The organism is Thiomicrospira sp. R3 (assembly GCF_029581415.1).
Classification (GTDB): Bacteria; Pseudomonadota; Gammaproteobacteria; order Thiomicrospirales; family Thiomicrospiraceae; genus Thiomicrospira.
In genome coordinates this window covers 159,709-179,819 of record NZ_CP121121.1, presented here as the reverse complement: position 1 = coordinate 179,819, position 20,111 = coordinate 159,709, and the positions used below count along the sequence as shown (strand labels likewise).

General features: G+C 43.6%; 22 protein-coding genes. 19 read left to right on the top strand and 3 right to left on the bottom strand.

The window, feature by feature from the left end:
* Positions 1-18 precede the first annotated feature (18 nt).
* The 19 genes from P8S55_RS00925 to P8S55_RS00835 all read left to right on the top strand — a co-directional run bounded on the left by P8S55_RS00925 (position 19) and on the right by P8S55_RS00835 (position 17,090).
* Positions 19-624, top strand: a complete 606-nt coding sequence (locus P8S55_RS00925) for a hypothetical protein (RefSeq protein ID WP_289224426.1) — start codon at positions 19-21, stop codon at positions 622-624.
* A 36-nt stretch (positions 625-660) separates the two neighbouring features.
* Positions 661-1,470 carry an ABC transporter ATP-binding protein gene (locus tag P8S55_RS00920; RefSeq protein WP_289224425.1) on the top strand — a complete coding sequence of 270 codons (810 nt, stop codon included), beginning with the start codon at positions 661-663 and terminating at the stop codon, positions 1,468-1,470.
* Complete coding sequence (gene mlaE / locus P8S55_RS00915) at positions 1,467-2,240, top strand: lipid asymmetry maintenance ABC transporter permease subunit MlaE (protein ID WP_289224424.1); 774 nt, start codon at positions 1,467-1,469, stop codon at positions 2,238-2,240. Before P8S55_RS00920 ends, mlaE begins: the two co-directional genes overlap by 4 nt.
* A 9-nt stretch (positions 2,241-2,249) precedes the next feature.
* Entirely contained in the window at positions 2,250-2,720 is a 471-nt protein-coding gene (mlaD, locus tag P8S55_RS00910; protein ID WP_289224423.1) for an outer membrane lipid asymmetry maintenance protein MlaD, read from the top strand.
* Positions 2,717-3,340, top strand: coding sequence for an MlaC/ttg2D family ABC transporter substrate-binding protein (locus P8S55_RS00905; RefSeq protein WP_289224422.1), 624 nt, complete (start codon positions 2,717-2,719; stop codon positions 3,338-3,340). Before mlaD ends, P8S55_RS00905 begins: the two co-directional genes overlap by 4 nt.
* Positions 3,341-3,634, top strand: a complete 294-nt coding sequence (locus P8S55_RS00900) for an STAS domain-containing protein (protein WP_289224421.1) — start codon at positions 3,341-3,343, stop codon at positions 3,632-3,634.
* On the top strand, positions 3,634-4,569 hold the full coding sequence (locus P8S55_RS00895; protein WP_289224420.1) for an ABC transporter ATP-binding protein: 936 nt from the start codon (positions 3,634-3,636) through the stop codon (positions 4,567-4,569). Before P8S55_RS00900 ends, P8S55_RS00895 begins: the two co-directional genes overlap by 1 nt.
* Complete coding sequence (locus tag P8S55_RS00890; RefSeq protein ID WP_289224419.1) at positions 4,566-5,327, top strand: ABC transporter permease; 762 nt, start codon at positions 4,566-4,568, stop codon at positions 5,325-5,327. The genes P8S55_RS00895 and P8S55_RS00890 overlap by 4 nt, the downstream gene beginning before the upstream one ends.
* 20 nt (positions 5,328-5,347) lie before the next feature.
* On the top strand, positions 5,348-5,575 hold the full coding sequence (locus P8S55_RS00885; RefSeq protein WP_289224418.1) for a BolA family protein: 228 nt from the start codon (positions 5,348-5,350) through the stop codon (positions 5,573-5,575).
* Positions 5,575-6,837 (top strand): UDP-N-acetylglucosamine 1-carboxyvinyltransferase, encoded by a 1,263-nt coding sequence (murA, locus tag P8S55_RS00880; protein ID WP_289224417.1) that lies wholly within the window; start codon positions 5,575-5,577, stop codon positions 6,835-6,837. The genes P8S55_RS00885 and murA overlap by 1 nt, the downstream gene beginning before the upstream one ends.
* An 11-nt stretch (positions 6,838-6,848) precedes the next feature.
* Positions 6,849-7,493, top strand: coding sequence for an ATP phosphoribosyltransferase (gene hisG / locus P8S55_RS00875; protein WP_289224416.1), 645 nt, complete (start codon positions 6,849-6,851; stop codon positions 7,491-7,493).
* Positions 7,494-7,495: 2 nt separating this feature from the next.
* Positions 7,496-8,806: a histidinol dehydrogenase gene (hisD, locus tag P8S55_RS00870; RefSeq protein WP_289224415.1), complete on the top strand. Its 1,311-nt coding sequence runs from the start codon at positions 7,496-7,498 to the stop codon at positions 8,804-8,806.
* Positions 8,807-8,815: 9 nt separating this feature from the next.
* Complete coding sequence (gene hisC / locus P8S55_RS00865; protein ID WP_289224414.1) at positions 8,816-9,925, top strand: histidinol-phosphate transaminase; 1,110 nt, start codon at positions 8,816-8,818, stop codon at positions 9,923-9,925.
* Between the two features lie 11 nt (positions 9,926-9,936).
* Positions 9,937-10,677: a Nif3-like dinuclear metal center hexameric protein gene (locus P8S55_RS00860; RefSeq protein WP_289224413.1), complete on the top strand. Its 741-nt coding sequence runs from the start codon at positions 9,937-9,939 to the stop codon at positions 10,675-10,677.
* Between the two features lie 157 nt (positions 10,678-10,834).
* Positions 10,835-11,449 (top strand): ubiquinol-cytochrome c reductase iron-sulfur subunit, encoded by a 615-nt coding sequence (gene petA / locus P8S55_RS00855; RefSeq protein WP_289224412.1) that lies wholly within the window; start codon positions 10,835-10,837, stop codon positions 11,447-11,449.
* Positions 11,449-12,687 (top strand): cytochrome b, encoded by a 1,239-nt coding sequence (locus tag P8S55_RS00850; RefSeq protein ID WP_289224411.1) that lies wholly within the window; start codon positions 11,449-11,451, stop codon positions 12,685-12,687. The genes petA and P8S55_RS00850 overlap by 1 nt, the downstream gene beginning before the upstream one ends.
* Entirely contained in the window at positions 12,687-13,358 is a 672-nt protein-coding gene (locus tag P8S55_RS00845) for a cytochrome c1 (RefSeq protein WP_289224410.1), read from the top strand. The genes P8S55_RS00850 and P8S55_RS00845 overlap by 1 nt, the downstream gene beginning before the upstream one ends.
* A 54-nt stretch (positions 13,359-13,412) precedes the next feature.
* Positions 13,413-14,780 (top strand): DNA repair protein RadA, encoded by a 1,368-nt coding sequence (gene radA, locus P8S55_RS00840; RefSeq protein ID WP_289224409.1) that lies wholly within the window; start codon positions 13,413-13,415, stop codon positions 14,778-14,780.
* A gap of 60 nt (positions 14,781-14,840) precedes the next feature.
* Positions 14,841-17,090: a PAS domain-containing hybrid sensor histidine kinase/response regulator gene (locus P8S55_RS00835; protein WP_289224408.1), complete on the top strand. Its 2,250-nt coding sequence runs from the start codon at positions 14,841-14,843 to the stop codon at positions 17,088-17,090.
* 12 nt (positions 17,091-17,102) lie between these two features.
* Here the strand turns inward: P8S55_RS00835 and P8S55_RS00830 are convergent, their stop codons facing one another.
* The 3 genes from P8S55_RS00830 to P8S55_RS00820 all read right to left on the bottom strand — a co-directional run bounded on the left by P8S55_RS00830 (position 17,103) and on the right by P8S55_RS00820 (position 20,045).
* Complete coding sequence (locus tag P8S55_RS00830) at positions 17,103-17,918, bottom strand: inositol monophosphatase family protein (RefSeq protein ID WP_289224407.1); 816 nt, start codon at positions 17,916-17,918, stop codon at positions 17,103-17,105.
* 3 nt (positions 17,919-17,921) lie between these two features.
* The gene (locus P8S55_RS00825; RefSeq protein ID WP_289225281.1) at positions 17,922-19,154 is read right to left on the bottom strand and encodes an HlyC/CorC family transporter; all 1,233 of its coding nucleotides are present in this window, start codon (positions 19,152-19,154) and stop codon (positions 17,922-17,924) included.
* Between the two features lie 93 nt (positions 19,155-19,247).
* Complete coding sequence (locus P8S55_RS00820; RefSeq protein WP_289224406.1) at positions 19,248-20,045, bottom strand: cytochrome C assembly family protein; 798 nt, start codon at positions 20,043-20,045, stop codon at positions 19,248-19,250.
* Positions 20,046-20,111 lie beyond the last annotated feature (66 nt).

Genomic DNA, 20,111 nt, shown 5'->3' with positions numbered 1-20,111 from the left:
TATTTATGAGGAAAGATAATGTTAACTAATTTATCTGTGGGTGTGGACGGTTGGCAGCGACCCGAGTTAATTGAGCACTATTATCCAGACGGGTTACCTGAGGATTGGCGTTTTGATTTTTACTTTAATGATTTTAGAACCGTTCTCGTTGCTCAGGATGAATGGATGCGATGGTCTGATGCGGAGACTGAAGAGTTAGTAAACTGTCGGCGAGATGATTCTGTTGTGTTTCTAAAAATTGAATTTTGGCAGTCACAGGCTGAATCTGTTATTGCGCGTATAAAATTGACATTAGAATCAACGCTGATCGGTTTTTTGGTGTTTGATGATCGAATGGATCAAGCCGCCATTGACCGGCTACCAGGCCTGGTGACACGGGTGAGTAAGACCTTGCGTTTAGAAGGCTGGCAATGGTCTTTTCAAAACTGGGTTCTTAGTGGTGAACCTTGTGGTTGGTTAGAGGGTTTACCTGCTGATCTGAAGCAACAAAAAGCCTGCTTGCAAGATTTTGTCTTGAGTTTGCCTGATAAAAATACCGCTTACAGCTTTTTTGTTGGCGGCGAATCCATTAAGATGAATCAGTTGCAGAATTTAAAAACACTCTCAGAGCTAATGGGTTATTGAATTAACGCTTACTTTTACTTTTCAAGGGATATTGTTTTGTCCAAATTGATTCAGATAGAAAACGTATCATTTAGTCGTGGGGGGCGTAAAATCTTTGATGATTTAACCCTTAGTATTCCACGAGGTAAAGTGACGGCGATTATGGGGCCAAGCGGCACCGGAAAAACGACGTTGCTTAAATTAATTGCCGGGCAATTGAAACCTGAAAGTGGAAAGATTTTGGTCGATGGGTTAGACGTAAATCAATTGAAACGAACAGATTTATATCGATTACGCCAGCGTATGGGCATGTTATTTCAGTCTGGCGCATTACTAACCGATTTAACTGTATTCGATAACGTCGCTTTTCCATTAAGAGAGCATTTTGATTTATCCGATTTACTAATTGAAAAAATGGTGTGGATGAAGTTGGAGTCTGTTGGTTTGCGTGGTGCAGTCGCTTTAAAGCCTGCAGAATTATCGGGCGGTATGGCAAGGCGTGTTGCCTTGGCGCGCGCACTCATCCTTGATCCTGAAATGCTTTTTTACGATGAACCTTTTGCGGGCCAAGATCCGATTACCATGGGCGTATTGGTTGCGCTGATAAAAAAAATGAATCAAAGCTTAGATTTAACTAGTGTGGTTGTGTCCCATGATGTAGGGGAGGTCATGTCTATTGCAGACTATGCCTGCGTGTTATCAGAAGGGCGAATTATTGCGCAGGGAACCCCTGAGGACTTACAGCAATCGGAATCAGCCTATGTGCAGCAGTTTTTACAAGGCTTGGCTGACGGTCCCGTGCCTCTTCACTATCCTGTTGAAAGTTGGTCTGAAAAATTGGCTCAGCCAAGTGGGGGTCAAAAATGATCTGGCTGGCTAAATTAGGTTCGATTACCCTATTGCGTTTGCAAAGCTTGGGGCAGTTAGGTTTGTTTGTGCTATCGGTTTTCCCGGCCTTGGGTTATGCGTTTACGCATATCCGCCTTTTGGCCAAGCAAGTCTACTTCGTAGGTGTGCTTTCTTTGCCCATTATTTTAACCGCAGGTTTATTTGTTGGTATGGTACTGGGTCTTCAGGGGCACTATATTCTTTCAACCTTTAACTCTGAAGAAATGGTCGGCAGCATGACCGCTTTATCACTTATCCGAGAACTGGGACCTGTTGTGGCAGCCTTGCTTTTTGCAGGGCGAGCGGGTTCAGCATTAACAGCTGAGGTGGGCTTAATGAAGTCAACCGAGCAACTTTCTGCTTTGGAAATGATGGCCATTGATCCGATGAAGTATGTAATTGCCCCTCGTATCCTTGCTTGTATTATTGCTTTACCCATGCTGGCTTTAGTATTTATTGCGGTCGGTGTGTTTGGTGGTTACTTAGTTACCGTCGGCTGGTTAGGCGTGGATGAAGGTGCTTTTTGGGCACAAATGCAGCTGCATGTTGATTGGCGTGATGACGTCATCAATGGCTTAATTAAAGCCATTGTATTTGGGGTCTTGATTGCGTTGATTTCATTATTCCAAGGTTATGAAGCCATGCCTACATCGGAGGGGGTGAGCAGTGCAACAACACGGACTGTGGTTCAGTCCTCCTTGTGGGTGCTAGGTTTGGATTTTGTGTTAACTTCCATGATGTTTACGTAAGGATAGAAGATGAGTCGTCAAGTTAAGTTTGAAGTTTGGGTGGGTATACTGGTATTGATAACCTTGTTGTCAACCTTGTTTATTGCTTTAAAAGTGAGTAATTATAGTGCTTTGCAAAACAAGGCGACTTATCAAGTGGATGCGTTATTTTCAAATGTGGGAGGGTTGACGGTACGCGCACCGGTTAAGATTAGTGGCGTAGTGGTGGGTCGCGTGACGGGAATTGCTATTGACCCCGTGACCTACCGAGCACGAGTTGTCATGGATATTTACAGGGAATTTGATGACTTGCCAACCGATACCTCTGCTATGATCTTAACTTCGGGTTTACTTGGAAGTCAGTACATTGGGCTTGAGGTGGGGGCTGATGATGAGTTACTTGAAGAGGGTAGTCGAATTTACTATACGCAGTCAGCATTGGTGTTGGAAAATTTAATCGGACGTTTATTAGTCAGTTTGACAGAAGGAGGCGGTAAATGAAAAAACGTATAGCATGGGGTGTGGCGCCTTTTATGGCTTTGATTTTGTCATTTGGGCAAGTAGCGGCACAAGTAAACCAGCAAGATCCGCAACAAATGATTATTGATTTATCGCGGGTTATTTTGCCAGAACTAAAAGAACGCGCTGTTGAACTTGCCAATAAGCCATCAGAGTTGCAAGCGTTTACAGAGAAATATGCGTTGCCTTATATAGATACACCAAGAATGGCACGCTTTATTGTAGGTCGGCCATGGCGCAATGCGAGTGAGCAGCAGCAGCAGGATTTTGTTGATGAGTTTACAAAAAGTATGTTGCGCTCCTATTCGTCGAGCTTATTAAAATTTGATATTGATAGAATTGACGTCGCTGCGCCTATTCCTGATGGTAATGATCGCGTATTGATTCCTACCCGAATTATTCAGGGCTCGGGTGTTTCAGCTGAAGTGGTTTATCGTGTTTTTAAAGAAAAAGATACCGGGCATTGGATGATTTATGACATCATTATTGAGGGGATCAGTGTACTGGTGAGCTTTAGAGAAGCCTATAGTTCCGACATTGAACGTCATGGTTTAGAACAGGTGATCGCAAACCTTAAGCAACGAAACAAGGATTTTAAGTAATTGAGCCCTTATTTCGAGTTCTCAGCAGCCAAGCTGGTATTTACTACAGATTTGGTTTTGCCTCAGATTTCTAAACTGCACAGTGAATTGCGTAAGTCTTCCTTGTCTGAGCTTAAACAGGTTGATTTATCAGGGGTTAAGGCTTTGGATAGTGCGGGTATTGCCTTGTTGCTTGAACTTCAGCAAGGAAAAAATTGCCCTTTGGTGCTTTTATCGCCGCCTGCACATTTAATTACGATGTTGGAGCTTTACAACCTTGATAACCAGTTTGAATTGGTAAAGCGTGCATCTTAATGAGTGATAAGCAAGCAGCAGTAGCTTTTAAAGCTGTATCAAAATCGTTTGGTGAGTTACAAGCGCTTAATGCTATTAGTTTTGAGGTCAATCAGGGATCATTTTTTGGTTTGCTTGGGCCAAATGGTGCAGGCAAATCGACGTTGATTAACGCCATGTCGAGTCTTGTGGTGCCGAGTTCGGGTGAAATTAGTGTCATGGGCTATGATGTACAAAAAGAATATCGACAAGCGCGACGTTCCTTGGGTTTGGTGCCTCAGGAATTGATCTCTGATCCATTCTTTTCTATTCGGGATTTGTTACGTGTTCAGTCAGGTTATTTTGGATTGCGCGGGCGTGAACAGTGGGCTTGGGTTGATGAGTTATTAGAGCGTTTGGCATTAGCAGACAAGTCGGATGCACAAACCGCTCAATTATCCGGTGGAATGAAACGTCGAGTTTTAATTGCCATGGCGTTAGTTCATAAGCCTGCTGTTTTGGTATTGGATGAGCCGACAGCGGGGGTAGATGTTGATTTACGCCGAACATTATGGGCGTTCGCACGCGAGTTACATGCTGCGGGACACACTATTATCTTAACCACCCATTACCTTGAAGAGGCTGAGGCGTTGTGTGATCAGGTTGCAATTATGCAAAAGGGTGAGGTGAAGGCATTAGAGAAAACCCAAGCACTGCTAGCACGACACCCTTATCGTTATTTGCGGATCACCTTGCCAGAGCAAGGCAGCTTTAATCCGCAGTCCATATCAAGTGAATTAGCCTTGCGTTTAGTGGAGCGTGAAGCGAACGCGTTATTGTTTAAAATTGAGAAAAGTTTAGCGATGGAGCAGGTATTGGCTTGGTTGCAACAAGATGGGTTAAATATTAAAGATTTAACCAGTCGTGATGCGTCTCTTGAAGAGGTGTTTTTAGACCTGACAGGAGCGCAATTGTGAATTGGTATGGTTGTTGGGCGTTTTTTAAAAAAGAAGTGGGTCGTTTTTATTCGGTTTCAGTACAAACTGTTTTTGCGCCCATTGTATCCACCCTATTGTTTTTGCTAATTTTTGGCCAGGTTCTCGACACCCGCTTGGATGGTTTTAGTGGATTAAATTACAGTCAGTTTTTAATACCAGGCCTGGTGATGATGGCGATTTTGCAAAATTCATTTTCCAACTCATCATCCAGTATTATTCAGTCAAAAATGTATGGTAATTTAAGTTTTGTACTGGTAAGCCCCATTTCACCCCTAGAACTTTATATCGCGTTTATCGGCGCTGCGATTGTGCGCGGTCTAGCGGTAGGTCTGGGTGTATTGCTAGTTGGCTGGGTAGGCTTTGATCTGCAGTGGCATTCTGTGTTTTGGGTCCTGCTGTTTGCTGTTTTAAGCGCGGCTTTATTGGGTGGGGTCGGTCTAATTGCTGGGATCGTGTCAGAAAAATATGACCATCTTGCCGCATTTCAAAACTTTATCATTATGCCTCTAACGTTTTTAAGTGGTGTTTTTTATTCTATTCAATCCCTACCGCCTTTTTGGCAAATACTATCTATGTTTAACCCTTTTTTCTATATGGTAGATGGGTTTCGTTTTGGTTTTTACGCGCAATCCGATGTGTCTGTATACTTAAGTTTGATTATCACCTTAGGTTTTTTAGTTTTTGTAACGGTGATAAATCTGATTTTATTGGTGAAAGGCGTTAAAATACGCCATTAAAAATTTTTTGGTATTGAACTATGTCCCCTGAAAAAATTCAACAAATGATTCATCAAGCCCTGCCTGGCAGTCAAGTGAAGATGTCTGGTGCAGACTGTAACTTTGCTGTGGAGGTGACATCGGAGAATTTTGTTGGATTGCCACCAATTAAACGTCATCGACTCGTTAACGATATCTTCAAAGCACAATTTGACTCGGGTGAGTTACATGCCTTGTCAATTAAAACACGTTTACCTGAGCAGAGTTAATGGATAAGCTTGTAATTCTAGGGCCGTCAGTTATTTCCGGTCAAATTCAAATTTCTGGATCAAAAAATGCGGCTTTGCCGATTTTGATGGGCTGTTTGCTAGCTGAAACGCCCGTAACCCTATCAAATGTACCTCATTTGCGCGATGTGACAACGAGCTTGCAGCTTTTAGCAACTATGGGCTGTAGTGTGATGATGGATGAGCGGCTGAATATTACCTTGGACTGTTCAGACTTGCATAGTAAAGAAGCCCCCTATGAACTGGTAAAAACCATGCGTGCTTCAATTTTGGTTATGGGGCCCTTGTTGTCGCGTTTTGGTGTGGCGAAAGTGGCATTGCCCGGTGGCTGTGCGATAGGTTCGCGCCCGGTAGATATCCATATTGAAGGGATGCGCCAGATGGGAGCAAACATTCAAATTGAAGAAGGTTTTATAATTGCGCAGGCAAAAGAGGGGCTTCGCGGGGCAGATATCACTATGCCTATTGTTACGGTGACCGGTAGTGAAAACCTAATCATGGCGGCTGTATTAGCCAGGGGTAAAACCATTTTACGTAATGCGGCCTGTGAGCCTGAAGTCGTTGATTTAGCCAATTTCTTGAATGCAATGGGGGCGAAGGTATCGGGTGGCGGTACGCCTACAATTGAAATTGAGGGTGTTTCTGCGCTGCAAGGGGTCGATTATCGTGTAATACCTGATCGTATTGAAGCAGGCACCTATTTAGCCGCAGCGGCAGTGACTCAGGGCTGTGTTACGGTCACAGAGGTTGAACCAACCCACCTTAGTTCGGTATTAGAAAAGTTTGAGCAGGCTGGGGCGCTTATTACAACGACTAAAGACACGATTACACTTGATATGCGAGGACGTCGATTAAAAGCTGTGGATATTGAAACTCAGCCCTACCCATTGTTTCCAACGGATATGCAAGCCCAGTTTTTGGTAATGAATGCTATTGCCCAAGGACAGGGCAAGGTAAAAGAAACCATTTTCGAAAACCGCTATATGCATGTAGCTGAGTTAGAAAAAATGGGGGCAAAGATTGAATTAACGGGAAATGAAGCGGTCACTTTGGGCTCGGATAGTCTCAAAGGGGCAGAGGTTGTGGCAACGGATTTGCGCGCTTCGGCTTGTTTAATTATTGCGGCCTTGGTTGCTGAGGGTAAAACAGTAGTCAGTCGAATTTACCATATAGATCGTGGTTATGAACGAATCGAAGAAAAATTTCATCGACTTGGCGTTGATATTCAACGTTTAAGTTCTTAAGGTAAAAAGCTATGTTAAACTTATCGAATCAAACACTCACGATTGCGCTTTCAAAAGGCCGGATTTTTAAAGACACCTTGCCGCTGTTAAAAGCCGCAGGCATAGAGCCTTTGGATGATCCTGATACGAGCCGTAAATTGATTTTAGAGACCACCCAACCCAATGTTCGCTTGCTTGTGGTTAGGACAACGGATGCACCCACTTATGTAGCCTATGGCGCGGCTGACATAGGCGTTGCAGGTAAAGATGTGCTCATGGAAGCGCCTTCCGATAACTTGTATGAGCTGCTTGACTTACAAATCGCTAAGTGTCGCTTAATGGTAGCTGGGCCAGTTGATGAAAAACCCCACGGTCATCGCTTAAAAATTGCGACCAAATATGTTAATTCAGCGCGTGCTTATTATGCTCAGCAAGGCCAGCAAGTTGATTTGATCAAACTATATGGCTCAATGGAACTAGCGCCGTTAATTGGTCTGGCTGACCGGATTGTTGACCTGGTCGATACAGGCAACACTTTAAAAGCGAATCACTTAAAACCCCTTGAGCATATTGCACATATCAGCTCTAGGTTAATTGTGAACCAACATGCATATAAAACCAAGTTTACACATATCCAGCAAATCGTTGAACAATTTAAAACGGTAATAGGGAAGTAGTTATGTCTGAATCTATCAATATTCGTCGTCTTAATGCAAATGATGCTGGCTTTAATGCCGAATTAGAAGCGCTGCTTGCTTGGGAAGGCGTTTCGGATGAACGTGTCAATGATGTGGTCAAAGAAGTAGTAAATCGTGTACGTACTGAAGGGGATCGAGCCTTACTTGATTATACGGCTAAGTTTGACCGTTTAACCTTGAGTAGCGCTGCAGAGTTAGAAATCTCTCAATCACGGTTACAGGCCGCATTAGCGAATATTCCTAAAGATCAGCGTGATGCACTAGAGTTAGCGGTAGCGCGGGTGCGTAGCTACCATGAACGTCAAAAGCAAGCGTCTTGGACCTATACAGAAGCAGACGGTACAGTGCTAGGTCAACAAGTAACCTGTCTTGACCGAGTCGGACTTTATGTGCCAGGTGGCAAAGCCGCTTACCCTTCATCGGTGATTATGAATGCCGTACCCGCAAAAGTGGCCGGTGTGCCTGAACTCATTATGGTCGTCCCCACACCCGATGGTGAAGTGAACGAAATGGTATTGGCCGCGGCGGCTTTGTGTGATGTGGATCGTGTGTTCTGTGTGGGTGGTGCGCAAGCGGTTGCAGCCTTAGCCTATGGTACTGAAACAGTTCCAGCTGTTGATAAGGTGGTTGGCCCTGGTAATATTTACGTCGCCACGGCAAAGCGAATGGTATACGGAACCGTAGGTATTGATATGATCGCAGGACCTTCGGAGATCCTTGTGGTGTGTGACGGAAAAACCAACCCAGACTGGATTGCGGTTGATTTGTTTTCACAGGCTGAACATGATGAAGATGCCCAATCTATTTTAGTAACACCGGATGCGGCCTTTGCCGATAAGGTGGTTGAAAGCATGAATAAACTCTTATCGACCATGCCGCGTGAAAAAATTATTCGTAGCGCATTGGAAGCGCGTGGTGCGATTATTGTCGTGGATGATATGGATCAAGCGGTCGAGATGATCAATTTCATTGCGCCTGAGCATTTGGAGTTATCGGTTGATGACCCTCAGTCTATGTTGCCTGCGATTCGTCACGCGGGTGCGATTTTTATGGGGCGTTATACAGCCGAAGCACTCGGTGATTATTGTGCGGGCCCTAACCACGTATTGCCAACTTCTCGCACGGCACGCTTTTCATCACCATTAGGGGTTTATGACTTCCAGAAACGCTCTAGCCTGATAATGTGTTCTGCTGAAGGCGCGGATATGTTGGGCCGCGTTGCGGGGGTATTGGCGGATGGAGAAGGCTTGCAAGCCCATGCTGCGTCAGCGCGTTACCGTGTTAAACCTTAATAGAAGCTAATGGCCACTATGAACCAACAAAAAACCGTGGAAAACTGGGTTGAACAGCTTGTTCGACCTGAGATCCGGCAGATTAATGCCTATCACGTCCAGCCAGCGCAAAATATGATAAAACTTGACGCGATGGAAAATCCCTATGTCTGGCCTGATCAAATGCAGCAGGCTTGGTTGGCTCGTATTGCCGATTTGGCTTTTAATCGTTATCCCGACCCGAACGTAAGTTTGATTCGAGAACCTTTAATGAAGTTGCTGAGTTTGCCTGAAGATCAAACCTTGGTATTTGGTAATGGTTCAGATGAGTTAATTCAAATTTTGATGATGGCCATGTCGGGAACGCAACGAGGCGTCATGTCCGTTGCGCCTACGTTTGTAATGTACGACATGATCGCGCGTTTTGTCGGTATGCCCTATCATTCAGTAGAGCTAAACCAAGACTTTACCCTCGATACGGACGCGTTTATTCAAGCGATGAATCGACACCAACCCGCCATCGTATTTATTGCCTACCCGAACAATCCAACCGGTAATGCGTTTAGCCGCACTCAAGTTGAACAAATTATTCAGCAGGCACCAGGCCTGGTGGTAGTTGATGAAGCCTATAACGCATTTGCAGAAGATAGTTTTATTGAGGATATTGCGCGTTATTCAAACTTAATTGTGATGCGCACCTTCTCTAAGGTTGGTTTAGCAGGCTTTAGGCTCGGCTATATGGCGGGCCATAAAACCTGGATGACGGAATTTGACAAGATTCGTTTACCCTACAATATTAACAGTGTCAGCCAGCAGGGGGTCGCTTTTGCGCTGGAACACTATCCAACGTTGATGGAGCAGGCTGAAGTAATTAAACAGCAGAGGTCGGTATTGGTTGCTGCTTTGAGCGGGCTGGATGACTGTGAGATTTACCCCTCACAGGCAAACTTTATTACCGTTCGGTTAAAGACTAAATCAGCTGATCAGGTATTCCTTGGTTTAAAACAAGACGGTATCCTAATAAAAAACCTGTCGCCAACGGGCGGATTGCTGACAAATTGTTTGCGCATTACCCTAGGGTCTGAGCAAGAGAATAAATCATTGCTTGCGGCTTTTAAAAAACATATTAATGCAGTTTAATGGGGTTGTGAATGAAGCGTGATGACCTGGTAGATTACCTAAATCAACTTCTGGCTATTGATGAGTTTAACGACTATGCGCCTAATGGTTTGCAAGTTGAAGGTAAAGCTGAGATCAATAAAGTTGTACTCGGTGTTACCGCCTCCCAAGCCTTAATTGAACAGGCGATTGAGCACCAAGCCGATATGATTATTGTTCACCACGGCTATTTTTGGAAAAACGAATCTCAAACCATTACAGGCATAAAGTATCAACGCATTAAACGCTTGATAGACCATCGAATTAACCTTGTTGGTTACCATTTGCCGCTGGATGCGCACCCTAAACTTGGCAATAATGCCCAATTAGGCCAGCATTGGGGATTGACCGATATTACGCCACAACCAGGCCTGGTACGTTTGGGTAAATTAGCCAAGCCGATGTCGATTGAATCGTTTATTAAACGGGTTGCAACCACATTAAACCGTAACCCATTGCATTTACCCGGTGGCCCTAAGCAGGTAGAGACAATCAGTTGGTGCAGCGGTGGTGCGCAAGGCTACATTCAACAAGCGATTGAATGGCGCGCTGATGTATATATTAGTGGTGAAGTTTCTGAGCAAACCACTCATATTGCCACTGAATCAGGTATACACTATCTGGCTGCGGGTCACCATGCAACTGAAACTTGGGGTGTTAAAGCCTTAGCTGAGCACTTGAAAAGTGAATTTAATATGGACGCTGTGTATATAGAGGCAAACAATCCAGTATAAAATTTATGGCTTTAACCTAGTAAATTCATAGAATTAATTAATCAAATCGTTTTCTTTATAAGTTTTATTTATTTTGCGATAAGGATTTCTGTATTCACCTTAACCTGTCTGTTCTGTAGAATAGATTTCTCTTTTGAGCCATGAGGAAGTCATGACTATGTCTGAAGTTAAAACAATAGAAACGGTTGATATAAAACGCCGTCAGATTCTCGCTGGTGCAACAGGCGTGGTTGGTGCCGTAGGTGCTGCATTCGTTGCTGTGCCCTTTGTTGGATCTTGGCAGCCTAGTGAAAAAGCGAAAGCAGCTGGTGCGCCGGTAGATGTAGACATCGCGGCCTTGCAGCCTGGTCAAATGGTTACAGTAAACTGGCGTGGTAAACCTGTATGGGTGGTTCGCCGAACGCCTGATATGTTAGAGCGCTTAACAGAGCTAGATTCTGTTGTACGTGATCCTATGTCTGACAGCTCAGATCAGCCTGATTATGCAAAAAATGCTACTAGAGCAATCAAGCCAGAGTTTTTGGTTGTTGTTGGAATATGCACGCATTTGGGTTGTTCTCCGCTATATCGTCCGGCAGTCAATTCACCTGATATGGCGGCTAACTGGCGTGGAGGTTTCTTCTGTCCTTGCCATGGTTCAAGTTTTGATCTTGCAGGTCGTGTTTTTCGTTCCGTACCCGCGCCTACTAATCTAGAAATTCCACCGCATACTTACTTAACTGAAACTAGAATTCGGGTGGGTGAAGATACGGTTGAAGGAGGGCAAGCATAATGTCTGAAAATAATAAACAATCCAGCCAGCCAGGCGGCTTACTAAAGTGGATTGACGACCGATATCCCTTAATTGAAACCTGGAATGCGCACGTTGCTGAGTACTATGCGCCTAAAAACTTTAATTTTTGGTATTTTTTCGGCTCATTTGCATTATTAACGCTAGTGATTATGATTGTATCGGGCATTTGGTTGGCAATGAGTTACAAACCTTCAGCCGATGACGCATTCGTATCCGTCGAATATATTATGCGTGATGTAGAATGGGGTTGGTTAATACGCTACATTCACACTACTGGTGCGTCTGCGTTTTTCATCGTTGTTTATCTTCATATGATGCGAGCCTTGCTATACGGATCATACAAACAGCCTCGAGAACTGGTATGGCTAATTGGTATGTTAATTTTTGTGGTACTAATGGCAGAAGCCTTTATGGGTTATATGCTCCCTTGGGGGCAAATGTCCTATTGGGGTGCACAGGTCATTATTTCACTATTTAGTACTATTCCGTTTATCGGACCGGACTTAGCGCTTTGGATTCGTGGTGATTACATTATTTCTGATGCCACCTTGAATCGCTTCTTTGCCTTGCATGTTATTGCATTGCCCTTGGTATTGATTGCACTGATATTTATGCACATTGTTGCACTGCATAAAGTTGGGTCCAATAACCCAGACGGTAACGACATTAAAAAGTATAAAAGTCCCGAAGGCATTCCGCTAGATGGTGTCCCTTTTCATCCTTATTACACAGTAAAAGATTCGTTTGGTGCGGTAGCTTACTTGTTACTCTTTGCTGTAGTTGTATTTTATTTCCCTGATGGCGGTGGTCACTTTATCGAAGCGCCAAACTTTGAACCGGCTGACCCATTAAAGACGCCTGATCATATTGCACCGGTTTGGTATTTCACGCCTTTCTATGCAATATTACGGGCTGTACCCGATCCCTTCTTAGGTGTAGCGGCTATGGGACTATCAATTGCAGTTCTGTTTGCGATGCCATGGTTGGATCGCTGTAAGGTGCGTTCAATTCGTTATCGTGGAAACTCCTACAAGTTGTTATTAACCATGTTAGTGATTAGCTTTATTGTACTTGGTGTATTGGGTGCACTACCCTCAACACCGCTCTACACTAAATTAGCGCAAATATTTACTATCCTTTATTTTGCTTTCTTTATTGTTCTGCCGTTTACATCGGCGAATGAAAAGACCAAGCCAGTACCTGAGAGGACTACCTAATGAAGAACACATTCTTACGTAAATTAAGTTTGGTGCTAGGTTTTGTGGTATTGCCTTTTGGCTTGGTGAATGCAGCCGGTGGATATAAAATTGAGCTTGAAAAGGTTAATAATAATGTTCGCGATACCCAATCTTTACAACGTGGTGCTATGTTATTTGCTAATTATTGTATGGCTTGCCATTCCGTTGAGCTCATACGTTACAATCGCGTAGCACGAAACCTTGGATGGACCGATGAACAGGCGGTTGAAAAATTATCTTTCAACCAAGCCAAACCCGTTGATTATGTTAAAACACGAATGGAGCCAGGAGTATCCCAAGATTTATTTGGTATTGAAGCCCCTGACCTTTCTTTGTTAACACGTGTGAAGGGTAATGATTATATTTATACCTTTATTCGTGGTTACTATGAAGAAGAGGAAGGTAAGTGGAACAATAAAGTCTTGGCAGGAACCTCCATGCCTAATGTGCTTGAAGGGTTAAAGCGTCATTCAACGGAACAGGAGTTTGATCAAGCGACAACCGATTTGGTAAACTTCCTTGATTATGTGGGTGAGCCATCGAAAGTTCAGCGCTGGGATTTAGGTTGGAAAGTGATTCTTTTCTTACTGGTTTTATTGACGCTAACCTATCTGCTCAAACGTGAGTATTGGAAAGACATTAAACATTAAGATTTAATCTTCTATTTAAGCCCGCTCAGCGGGCTTTTTTATTTGGAGTGAATGGTGGCAAAAGCAAAATCAGTTTTCGTTTGTACTGAATGTGGTGGTGAACATTCTAAGTGGCAAGGCCAGTGTGCAGAATGCGGCGAGTGGAATACATTAAAAGAACTCAAGCTTTGTGCCACTACAAAGGCAACCTCTCGTTCATCAGCGAGCTATAGTGGTACACGATCGAATACAGTCGTATCAGCGCAAGATATAGAATTATCAGATGTTCCCCGTTTTACAACGGGCATGAGCGAGCTAGATCGCGTGCTAGGTGGAGGCATTGTACCTGGGTCCGTTGTTCTCATTGGTGGTGACCCAGGTGTGGGTAAGTCATCGATATTGTTACAGGTCATGTGTGGGTTAAGTCAAGCAATGCCTGTGCTCTACGTCACGGGTGAAGAGTCTCTGCAGCAAGTGGTTTTGCGTGCACAGCGTATGCAATTACCCCAGGATAAATTAAGGCTGCTTGCAGAAACAGAAGTTGAGCAAATAATAAACTTCGCTCAACAAGAGTCGCCTAAGGTTATGGTAGTGGATTCGATTCAAACTATGCAGTTAGCTGGCTTAGGAACTGCTGCGGGCGGCGTAACCCAGGTTCGAGAGTCTGCTGCATTTTTGACTCGTTTTGCCAAACAGCATAATATTGCTATCTTTTTAGTCGGACATGTCACTAAATCTGGGGAAGTGGCCGGTCCAAGGGTGCTGGAGCATATTGTTGACAGCGTATTGTTCTTAGAGGGACAATCAGATAGCCGTTTTCGAACGCTGCGCGCGATAAAAAATCGCTTTGGCGCAGTAAATGAATTAGGCGTCTTTGCAATGACTGAACTTGGTTTAAAGCAAATAAAGAATCCATCAGCTATTTTCTTATCACGAGGCTCAGAGCCAGCGGCCGGCTCCGTGGTGATGGTGATTTGGGAGGGCTCTCGTCCATTGCTTGTCGAATTACAAGCGCTGGTTGATGACTCGCCTTATGGTAGTCCGCGTCGAGTGAGTGTTGGTCTGGATTCAAACCGCATAGCAATGCTGCTCGCTGTTATGCATCGTCATGGTGGTGTTCAAGCGGCTGATCAAGATGTCTATGTTAACGTCGTAGGCGGTATTAAGGTCACAGAAACCAGCGCGGATCTCGCCTTATTAATCGCGATTTTATCCAGTATGCGCAATAAACCGCTAGCCAATGATCTGGTCGTGTTTGGTGAAGTGGGTTTGGCGGGGGAAATTCGTCCTGTTCCTAGTGGTCAGGAGCGTATATTTGAGGCAGCTAAACATGGCTTTAAACGCGCAATTGTCCCCTTTGCAAACACGCCTAAAGGCGGTGTTCCTGGCATGGAGATTGTGGGGGTCAAAAACTTAGCGCAAGCCTTGGCCGAATTGACTTAATATAATCGCTTTATCGTTAGATTTGGAATAGAATAGAATAAAAAAACCAATTGAGATTATATGAAGAGCATTCCTTTTGCACTTATTGACTTGTATGCTGATTCTGATTTAGCGGTTGCGTTTATCCAAAATACAGGCGAAGACTGGCACATAGTTTGGCAAAACAAAACGGCCTATAGTCTTTGGGGTGACTATAAAATAGACGCTGATTTAACATTAAAAGCGCAATTGTTATCTGCTGTCCAAACCAATTCAGCCAAGAGCTTTAAACTTTTGCCCAAGGATGGTGTGCAGGTTATCCAGTGCTTGTTGCATCATTATAATCAGGGTTTAATTCTTCAATTTGTCCATGAATCAATACAACAAACTGCTGATTTTCCTAGTAAATATCAAGAGTCAGTGTGCCAGATTGCGGTCGAAACCTCGGGGCTCGCGTTGTTTGATTGGGATTTGCAAACGGATACGATTCATTACACAGATTTAATTTATAAAATGGGTGATATTTCAGCTACCGAGTTAATGGCAAACAAAGCCGGTTTGTTAGGACGAGTACACCCTGATGACTTAAATGCCGTTGTTGAGAAAATCGATGAACACCTTGAAACCCAGTGGCCACTTAATGTTGATTTTCGTTTTAAAGCATCGAGCGGTGACTATATCTGGTTAAAGATGACAGGGCGATCAAATACCAGTTCATCCAGCCTGCCAGCCACACGTCTGGTGGGATCATTCCGTGATATTTCTGATCAAAAACGCACCGAGCAAACGGTTTTTCAACGCGAATCGTTAATTGAACAGATCTTTGATGCTTTACCCGTTAGCATCTATGTAAAAGACGGTCACGGATGTTTCCGGTTTTTCAGCAAGCAAGCAGAAGCTTTAACAGGCGTTAACCGCATAAAAGCCATAGGTAGAACAGATTTTGAGGTTTTTACCTCTGAAATCGCCAAGGCTAATTTACAGCTTGATGCGCGCGCACGCGAAGCTGGAAAGCTTTTGGTCTCAGAAGAAAAGCGAAAGGTTGGTGATCAACTCCACTGTTTAATGTCCGGGCGCGGGCCTGTAGTGATCCAAAACCTTGATCAAACCAGTTCAACTTGGTTGCTTGGGTTTGAGTTAGATATAACCGAACGTTATCAAATGGAGGAAGCATTACGCGAGGCTAAAGATGATGCTCTAGCCGCGAGCAAGGCTAAGTCAGAGTTTTTATCTGTAATGAGTCATGAGATTAGAACGCCACTTAATGCGGTGATTGGAACCTCATCCTTGTTACTTGATTCAGCGATGAATGAAGAGCAAAAACTGCAAATGCAGATGATTAAACGTTCAGGTGAGCACCTGTTATATTTAATTAATGATATCTTAGATTTCAATAAACTTGACTCAGGGCAAATGGAGCTTGAGCATTGTGCTTTTAGCTTGCAAGAGCAGATAGAGACCGTCGAATCAATACTCGCCCCTGAGGCTAAAATGAAATCCGTTCATCTTAGCCTGCAAATAGCGCCAGATGCCGTGAATTTTATGTGGGGTGATGAAGCAAGGCTTCGCCAGGTTTTGCTTAATCTTATTGGCAACTCTATTAAGTTTACTGAGCAGGGTTCAGTAACCCTAAAGGTCAGCCCTAGCCAAACGCAAATTGACGCTAGTCGATTTGAAATTATTGATACCGGTATAGGAATAGACACGCAAAATATAGCTAAATTGTTTAGTGAATTTATGCAAGCGGATACCTCAACCACCCGGAAATATGGCGGTACGGGTTTAGGCTTAGCGATCTGCAAAAAGCTAGTTGAAGCCATGAAAGGCCGTATTGGGGTTGAGAGTGAGTTAGGTAAGGGGAGTTGTTTTTGGTTTGAAATTCCTACCCCAAGGGCTATGGAACATGAAATTAAAGCCGAAAACCTTGAACAAAACTTTGACGAACAACAGGCTTTAACCATACTGGTCGCAGAAGATAACTTATCAAATCAAATGTTGATTCGGGCAGTTTTAGCTAAACTAGGCCACCAAGCTGTACTAGCAAGCAATGGTAAAGAAGCCATAATGCAGCTGACGGCATTGGATTTTGATTTGGTGTTAATGGATATGCAGATGCCTGAACTAGATGGGCTGCAAGCAACCAGACTGATCAGGAGCCTAGCCGATAAGCAAAAATCAATGATCCCTATTATCGCTTTAACGGCCAACGCACTCGCAGGAGATAAAGAGCGCGTTTTAGAGGCGGGAATGGACGACTACTTAACTAAGCCTATCGACATACATGCACTAAAACGTGCGCTATGGAAATGGACTCGAGACGCTAGGCACTAGTTCCGCGTGTTTTTACTCTTTATTATGTCGGTCTATCCAGTTTTTCCAGGTTTGTAGCAGGCTCAGGTTACTGGCCGCAACAGCAGGGCGCTTACTGATTTTTTTAACCAAAACAGGTTGGTTATCTAAGCTAATACTAGCGCCACCCGCCTCATTTAAAATTAACCAACCTGCAGCATAATCCCAGAGACTTTGGTTGCCATGCAGGTATAGCTGTCCCCTACCTGCAGCAATCCAGCACCAGTCTAACGCAACGGAGCCAAAGCTTCGTTGTGAAGAATAAGGGGCTTGAATAGCTAGCGCGGTGGCTAGGGCATCATCTAGTCGTTTAAAGTCAACAATGCCGACACATTGATTTAAAGTTCGAAGGTGTTGTTCAGTTTTAATGGGCTGATTATTCAGCTGCGCGCCAAGACCGAGACGGGCAGAGAAAAGCTCATCACGCGCTGGATCGTAAACCAAGCCCAAAACCACTTCACCTTTAATCATTAGGGCCAGTGAAACACTGAAAAAGGCGATGCCATTTGCAAAGTTGGTGGTGCCATCAATCGGGTCAAGAATCCAACAGCCTTGTTCAGCATCAAGCGCGGCCTGTTGCTCAGACTTGTCTGACTCTTCACCGACAAGCGTAAACTCTGGCCAGTTAAGATGCAAAAATGCTTTCATGGCTTTTTGCATTGCCGTATCGGCTTCGGTTAATAAACTGCCGTCTGATTTTAGTTCATAGTCCGTGTTGTTAAAGCGTGTCATGATCTCTTGTTTAGCGATCTCGGTGAGGCCAGACTTAAGCGTTAACCAGGCCTGGTTGTTGATAAATGGATGCATCATTAGTTAAGTCTTCTTTGGAGTGATTAGCGATATTTTAATGGTTTCAATGGCGTTCTGTGAAACTTCAAGAACCTCCAGTGTATAGTTGCCAACTTTAATACAGGTGCCAACCGGAGGTAAGGTTTCTAACTGTTCTTGTACTAAGCCATTTAAGGTTTTAGGGCCATCCGTAGGTAAGTCCAATAGGTATTCTTTATTTAAGTCACGGATAAACTCAGCGGCATCAATGGTCATCGAGCCATCAGCATGAATAGCAATAGTGTCAATTTCTTTAGCACGCGCATCGGTAGACAGTTTGCCAACGATTTCTTCAAGTAGGTCTTCAACAGTTAACAGGCCCTGAAGGTCACCGTATTCATCAACGATTAACGCCATTCTGCGTTTATTTTTATTAAAGTTACCTAGCTGCTTGCTCAACGGTGTTGTTTCAGGGACGTAGTAGGCCGGACGGCTCATTTTAATAATGTCTTTGAGTGCAATTTCATTGCGCATTAAAACAGGTAACGCACGGCGAAGATTGAGAATGCCAACAAAGTCATCATCTAAGTTACCCCGAAAAAGAGGAATGCGCGTATAGGGTGAGTGTTGCAAACATTTTAAAAACTCATCAAAAGGTTGATCAACATCTACCGCGTAAATTTCTTGTTTCGGAATCATCACGTCTTCAACCGTGACACTTTCCAAGCGTAAAATGCTCGTTAACATATCACGGTATTGTTTGGGGAGTTGCCCCGTCGCTTCATCGATGAGTGTTTGGAGTTCTTCTTGGCTTAGTGAGTGATCCTGTTTTGTTTTGGCTACATCAACATTGAATAACTTTAAAAAGTTGTTCGCCACAATATTTACAAACCAAACAATCGATGAGAACAGCATAAGCAGGGGTTCAAGAATGTAAACGGCACGAAACGCAATTTTTTCAGGATAAAGCGCTGCAACAGTTTTAGGTGCGACCTCGGAAAAAATCAAAATAATCAATGTCAGCAAGCCAGCCGCAATGGCGATACCCGCTTCTCCCAACAATCGAATCGCAATGATTGTCGCAATGGAAGAAGCAAAAATATTGACAAAGTTATTACCCATTAGAATCACGCCCAGAAGACGATCCGGTTTTTCTAGAAGTCTGAGTGCTTTAATAGCTGCTTTATTCCCCGCATTGGCCTTGTGCTTAAGGCGATACCGGTTGAGGGCCATTAAGCTAGTTTCAGAACTCGAAAAAAAGCCAGATAATAACACCATAAGAAACAGAGTAAGAAACAAGAACAAAATCGGTATGTCGTTCAAAATAGATCCATTAAATTATCAACGAAAAAAAATTATAGCAAAATCTATTTAAAAAACACTCATTACCAATAAAACCCCTTGAGTGCCAATATAACTTATAGCAAGAAAACTATAAGCCCAAATCGTGTAACGTGCTGCTTTTTGTCCACGCCAGCCAAATTGGAAATGGCCAGCTAAAAAAAGCGCATAGGTTATCCAAGCCAAGATAGAAAAGAAGGTCTTATGAGCTAGTTTTTGATCAAAAAAGTTATCAATAAAATAAGCACCGCTTAAAATAGCAACCGACAAAATGATAAATCCGAGCATGACAAGTTGAATTAGGGTTTTCTCCATAACTTGCAAAGGAGGCAGGGCACGAATGAGATTGGTCAGTTTACGTTTTTGAAAACGCTTTTCTTGAATAGCAAATAAAATGGCCTGGGCGGTGGCTAAGCCTAATACACTGTAAGCAAAAATGGAGATAACAACATGAAACCCCAGACTGTATTCAATGGTGTGAGGAGTGCCAATAATTAAAGGTAGCAGGGTTACCGATGCGGCTAGTGGGAAGATAAAGACCCCCAAGCTTTCTGTAGGTTTATTTAAACTAATAATTAATAAAGAAAAAACGCCAATCCAGCCTATAAGTGACAAGCCGTTGCCAAAACTGAATACCATCCCTTCAGGGCTAAATAAAGTAAGGGTTAGAGAAATGGTATGAAGAACCAAGCCAAAAGCAGCACTCACCAAAATCGGTACACGCATAGAAAAGCCTGCTGTTTCCGTATTTCTAATGCAGCGCGTTAAATAATAAGTGCTCATTAAATAGAGTAAGCTGGCCATCAAAGCACTAAGGCTACTAATCATTCATTTTCCTTGGGATGTGAGTAAAGTTGTTATCCGCTATAATAGCGAAATTAAAAGTTTATAGAA

Excerpts from the sequence above, each read along its gene's own strand:
- P8S55_RS00925 (WP_289224426.1), top strand. The coding sequence starts at position 19 with ATGTTAACTAATTTATCTGTGGGTGTGGACGGTTGGCAGCGACCCGAG.
- mlaE (WP_289224424.1), top strand. The coding sequence starts at position 1,467 with ATGATCTGGCTGGCTAAATTAGGTTCGATTACCCTATTGCGTTTGCAA.
- mlaD (WP_289224423.1), top strand. The coding sequence starts at position 2,250 with ATGAGTCGTCAAGTTAAGTTTGAAGTTTGGGTGGGTATACTGGTATTG.
- P8S55_RS00905 (WP_289224422.1), top strand. The coding sequence starts at position 2,717 with ATGAAAAAACGTATAGCATGGGGTGTGGCGCCTTTTATGGCTTTGATT.
- P8S55_RS00895 (WP_289224420.1), top strand. The coding sequence starts at position 3,634 with ATGAGTGATAAGCAAGCAGCAGTAGCTTTTAAAGCTGTATCAAAATCG.
- P8S55_RS00885 (WP_289224418.1), top strand. The coding sequence starts at position 5,348 with ATGTCCCCTGAAAAAATTCAACAAATGATTCATCAAGCCCTGCCTGGC.
- murA (WP_289224417.1), top strand. The coding sequence starts at position 5,575 with ATGGATAAGCTTGTAATTCTAGGGCCGTCAGTTATTTCCGGTCAAATT.
- hisG (WP_289224416.1), top strand. The coding sequence starts at position 6,849 with ATGTTAAACTTATCGAATCAAACACTCACGATTGCGCTTTCAAAAGGC.
- hisD (WP_289224415.1), top strand. The coding sequence starts at position 7,496 with ATGTCTGAATCTATCAATATTCGTCGTCTTAATGCAAATGATGCTGGC.
- hisC (WP_289224414.1), top strand. The coding sequence starts at position 8,816 with ATGGCCACTATGAACCAACAAAAAACCGTGGAAAACTGGGTTGAACAG.
- P8S55_RS00860 (WP_289224413.1), top strand. The coding sequence starts at position 9,937 with ATGAAGCGTGATGACCTGGTAGATTACCTAAATCAACTTCTGGCTATT.
- petA (WP_289224412.1), top strand. The coding sequence starts at position 10,835 with ATGTCTGAAGTTAAAACAATAGAAACGGTTGATATAAAACGCCGTCAG.
- P8S55_RS00850 (WP_289224411.1), top strand. The coding sequence starts at position 11,449 with ATGTCTGAAAATAATAAACAATCCAGCCAGCCAGGCGGCTTACTAAAG.
- P8S55_RS00845 (WP_289224410.1), top strand. The coding sequence starts at position 12,687 with ATGAAGAACACATTCTTACGTAAATTAAGTTTGGTGCTAGGTTTTGTG.
- P8S55_RS00835 (WP_289224408.1), top strand. The coding sequence starts at position 14,841 with ATGAAGAGCATTCCTTTTGCACTTATTGACTTGTATGCTGATTCTGAT.
- P8S55_RS00830 (WP_289224407.1), bottom strand. The coding sequence starts at position 17,918 with ATGATGCATCCATTTATCAACAACCAGGCCTGGTTAACGCTTAAGTCT.
- P8S55_RS00825 (WP_289225281.1), bottom strand. The coding sequence starts at position 19,154 with ATGGTGTTATTATCTGGCTTTTTTTCGAGTTCTGAAACTAGCTTAATG.
- P8S55_RS00820 (WP_289224406.1), bottom strand. The coding sequence starts at position 20,045 with ATGATTAGTAGCCTTAGTGCTTTGATGGCCAGCTTACTCTATTTAATG.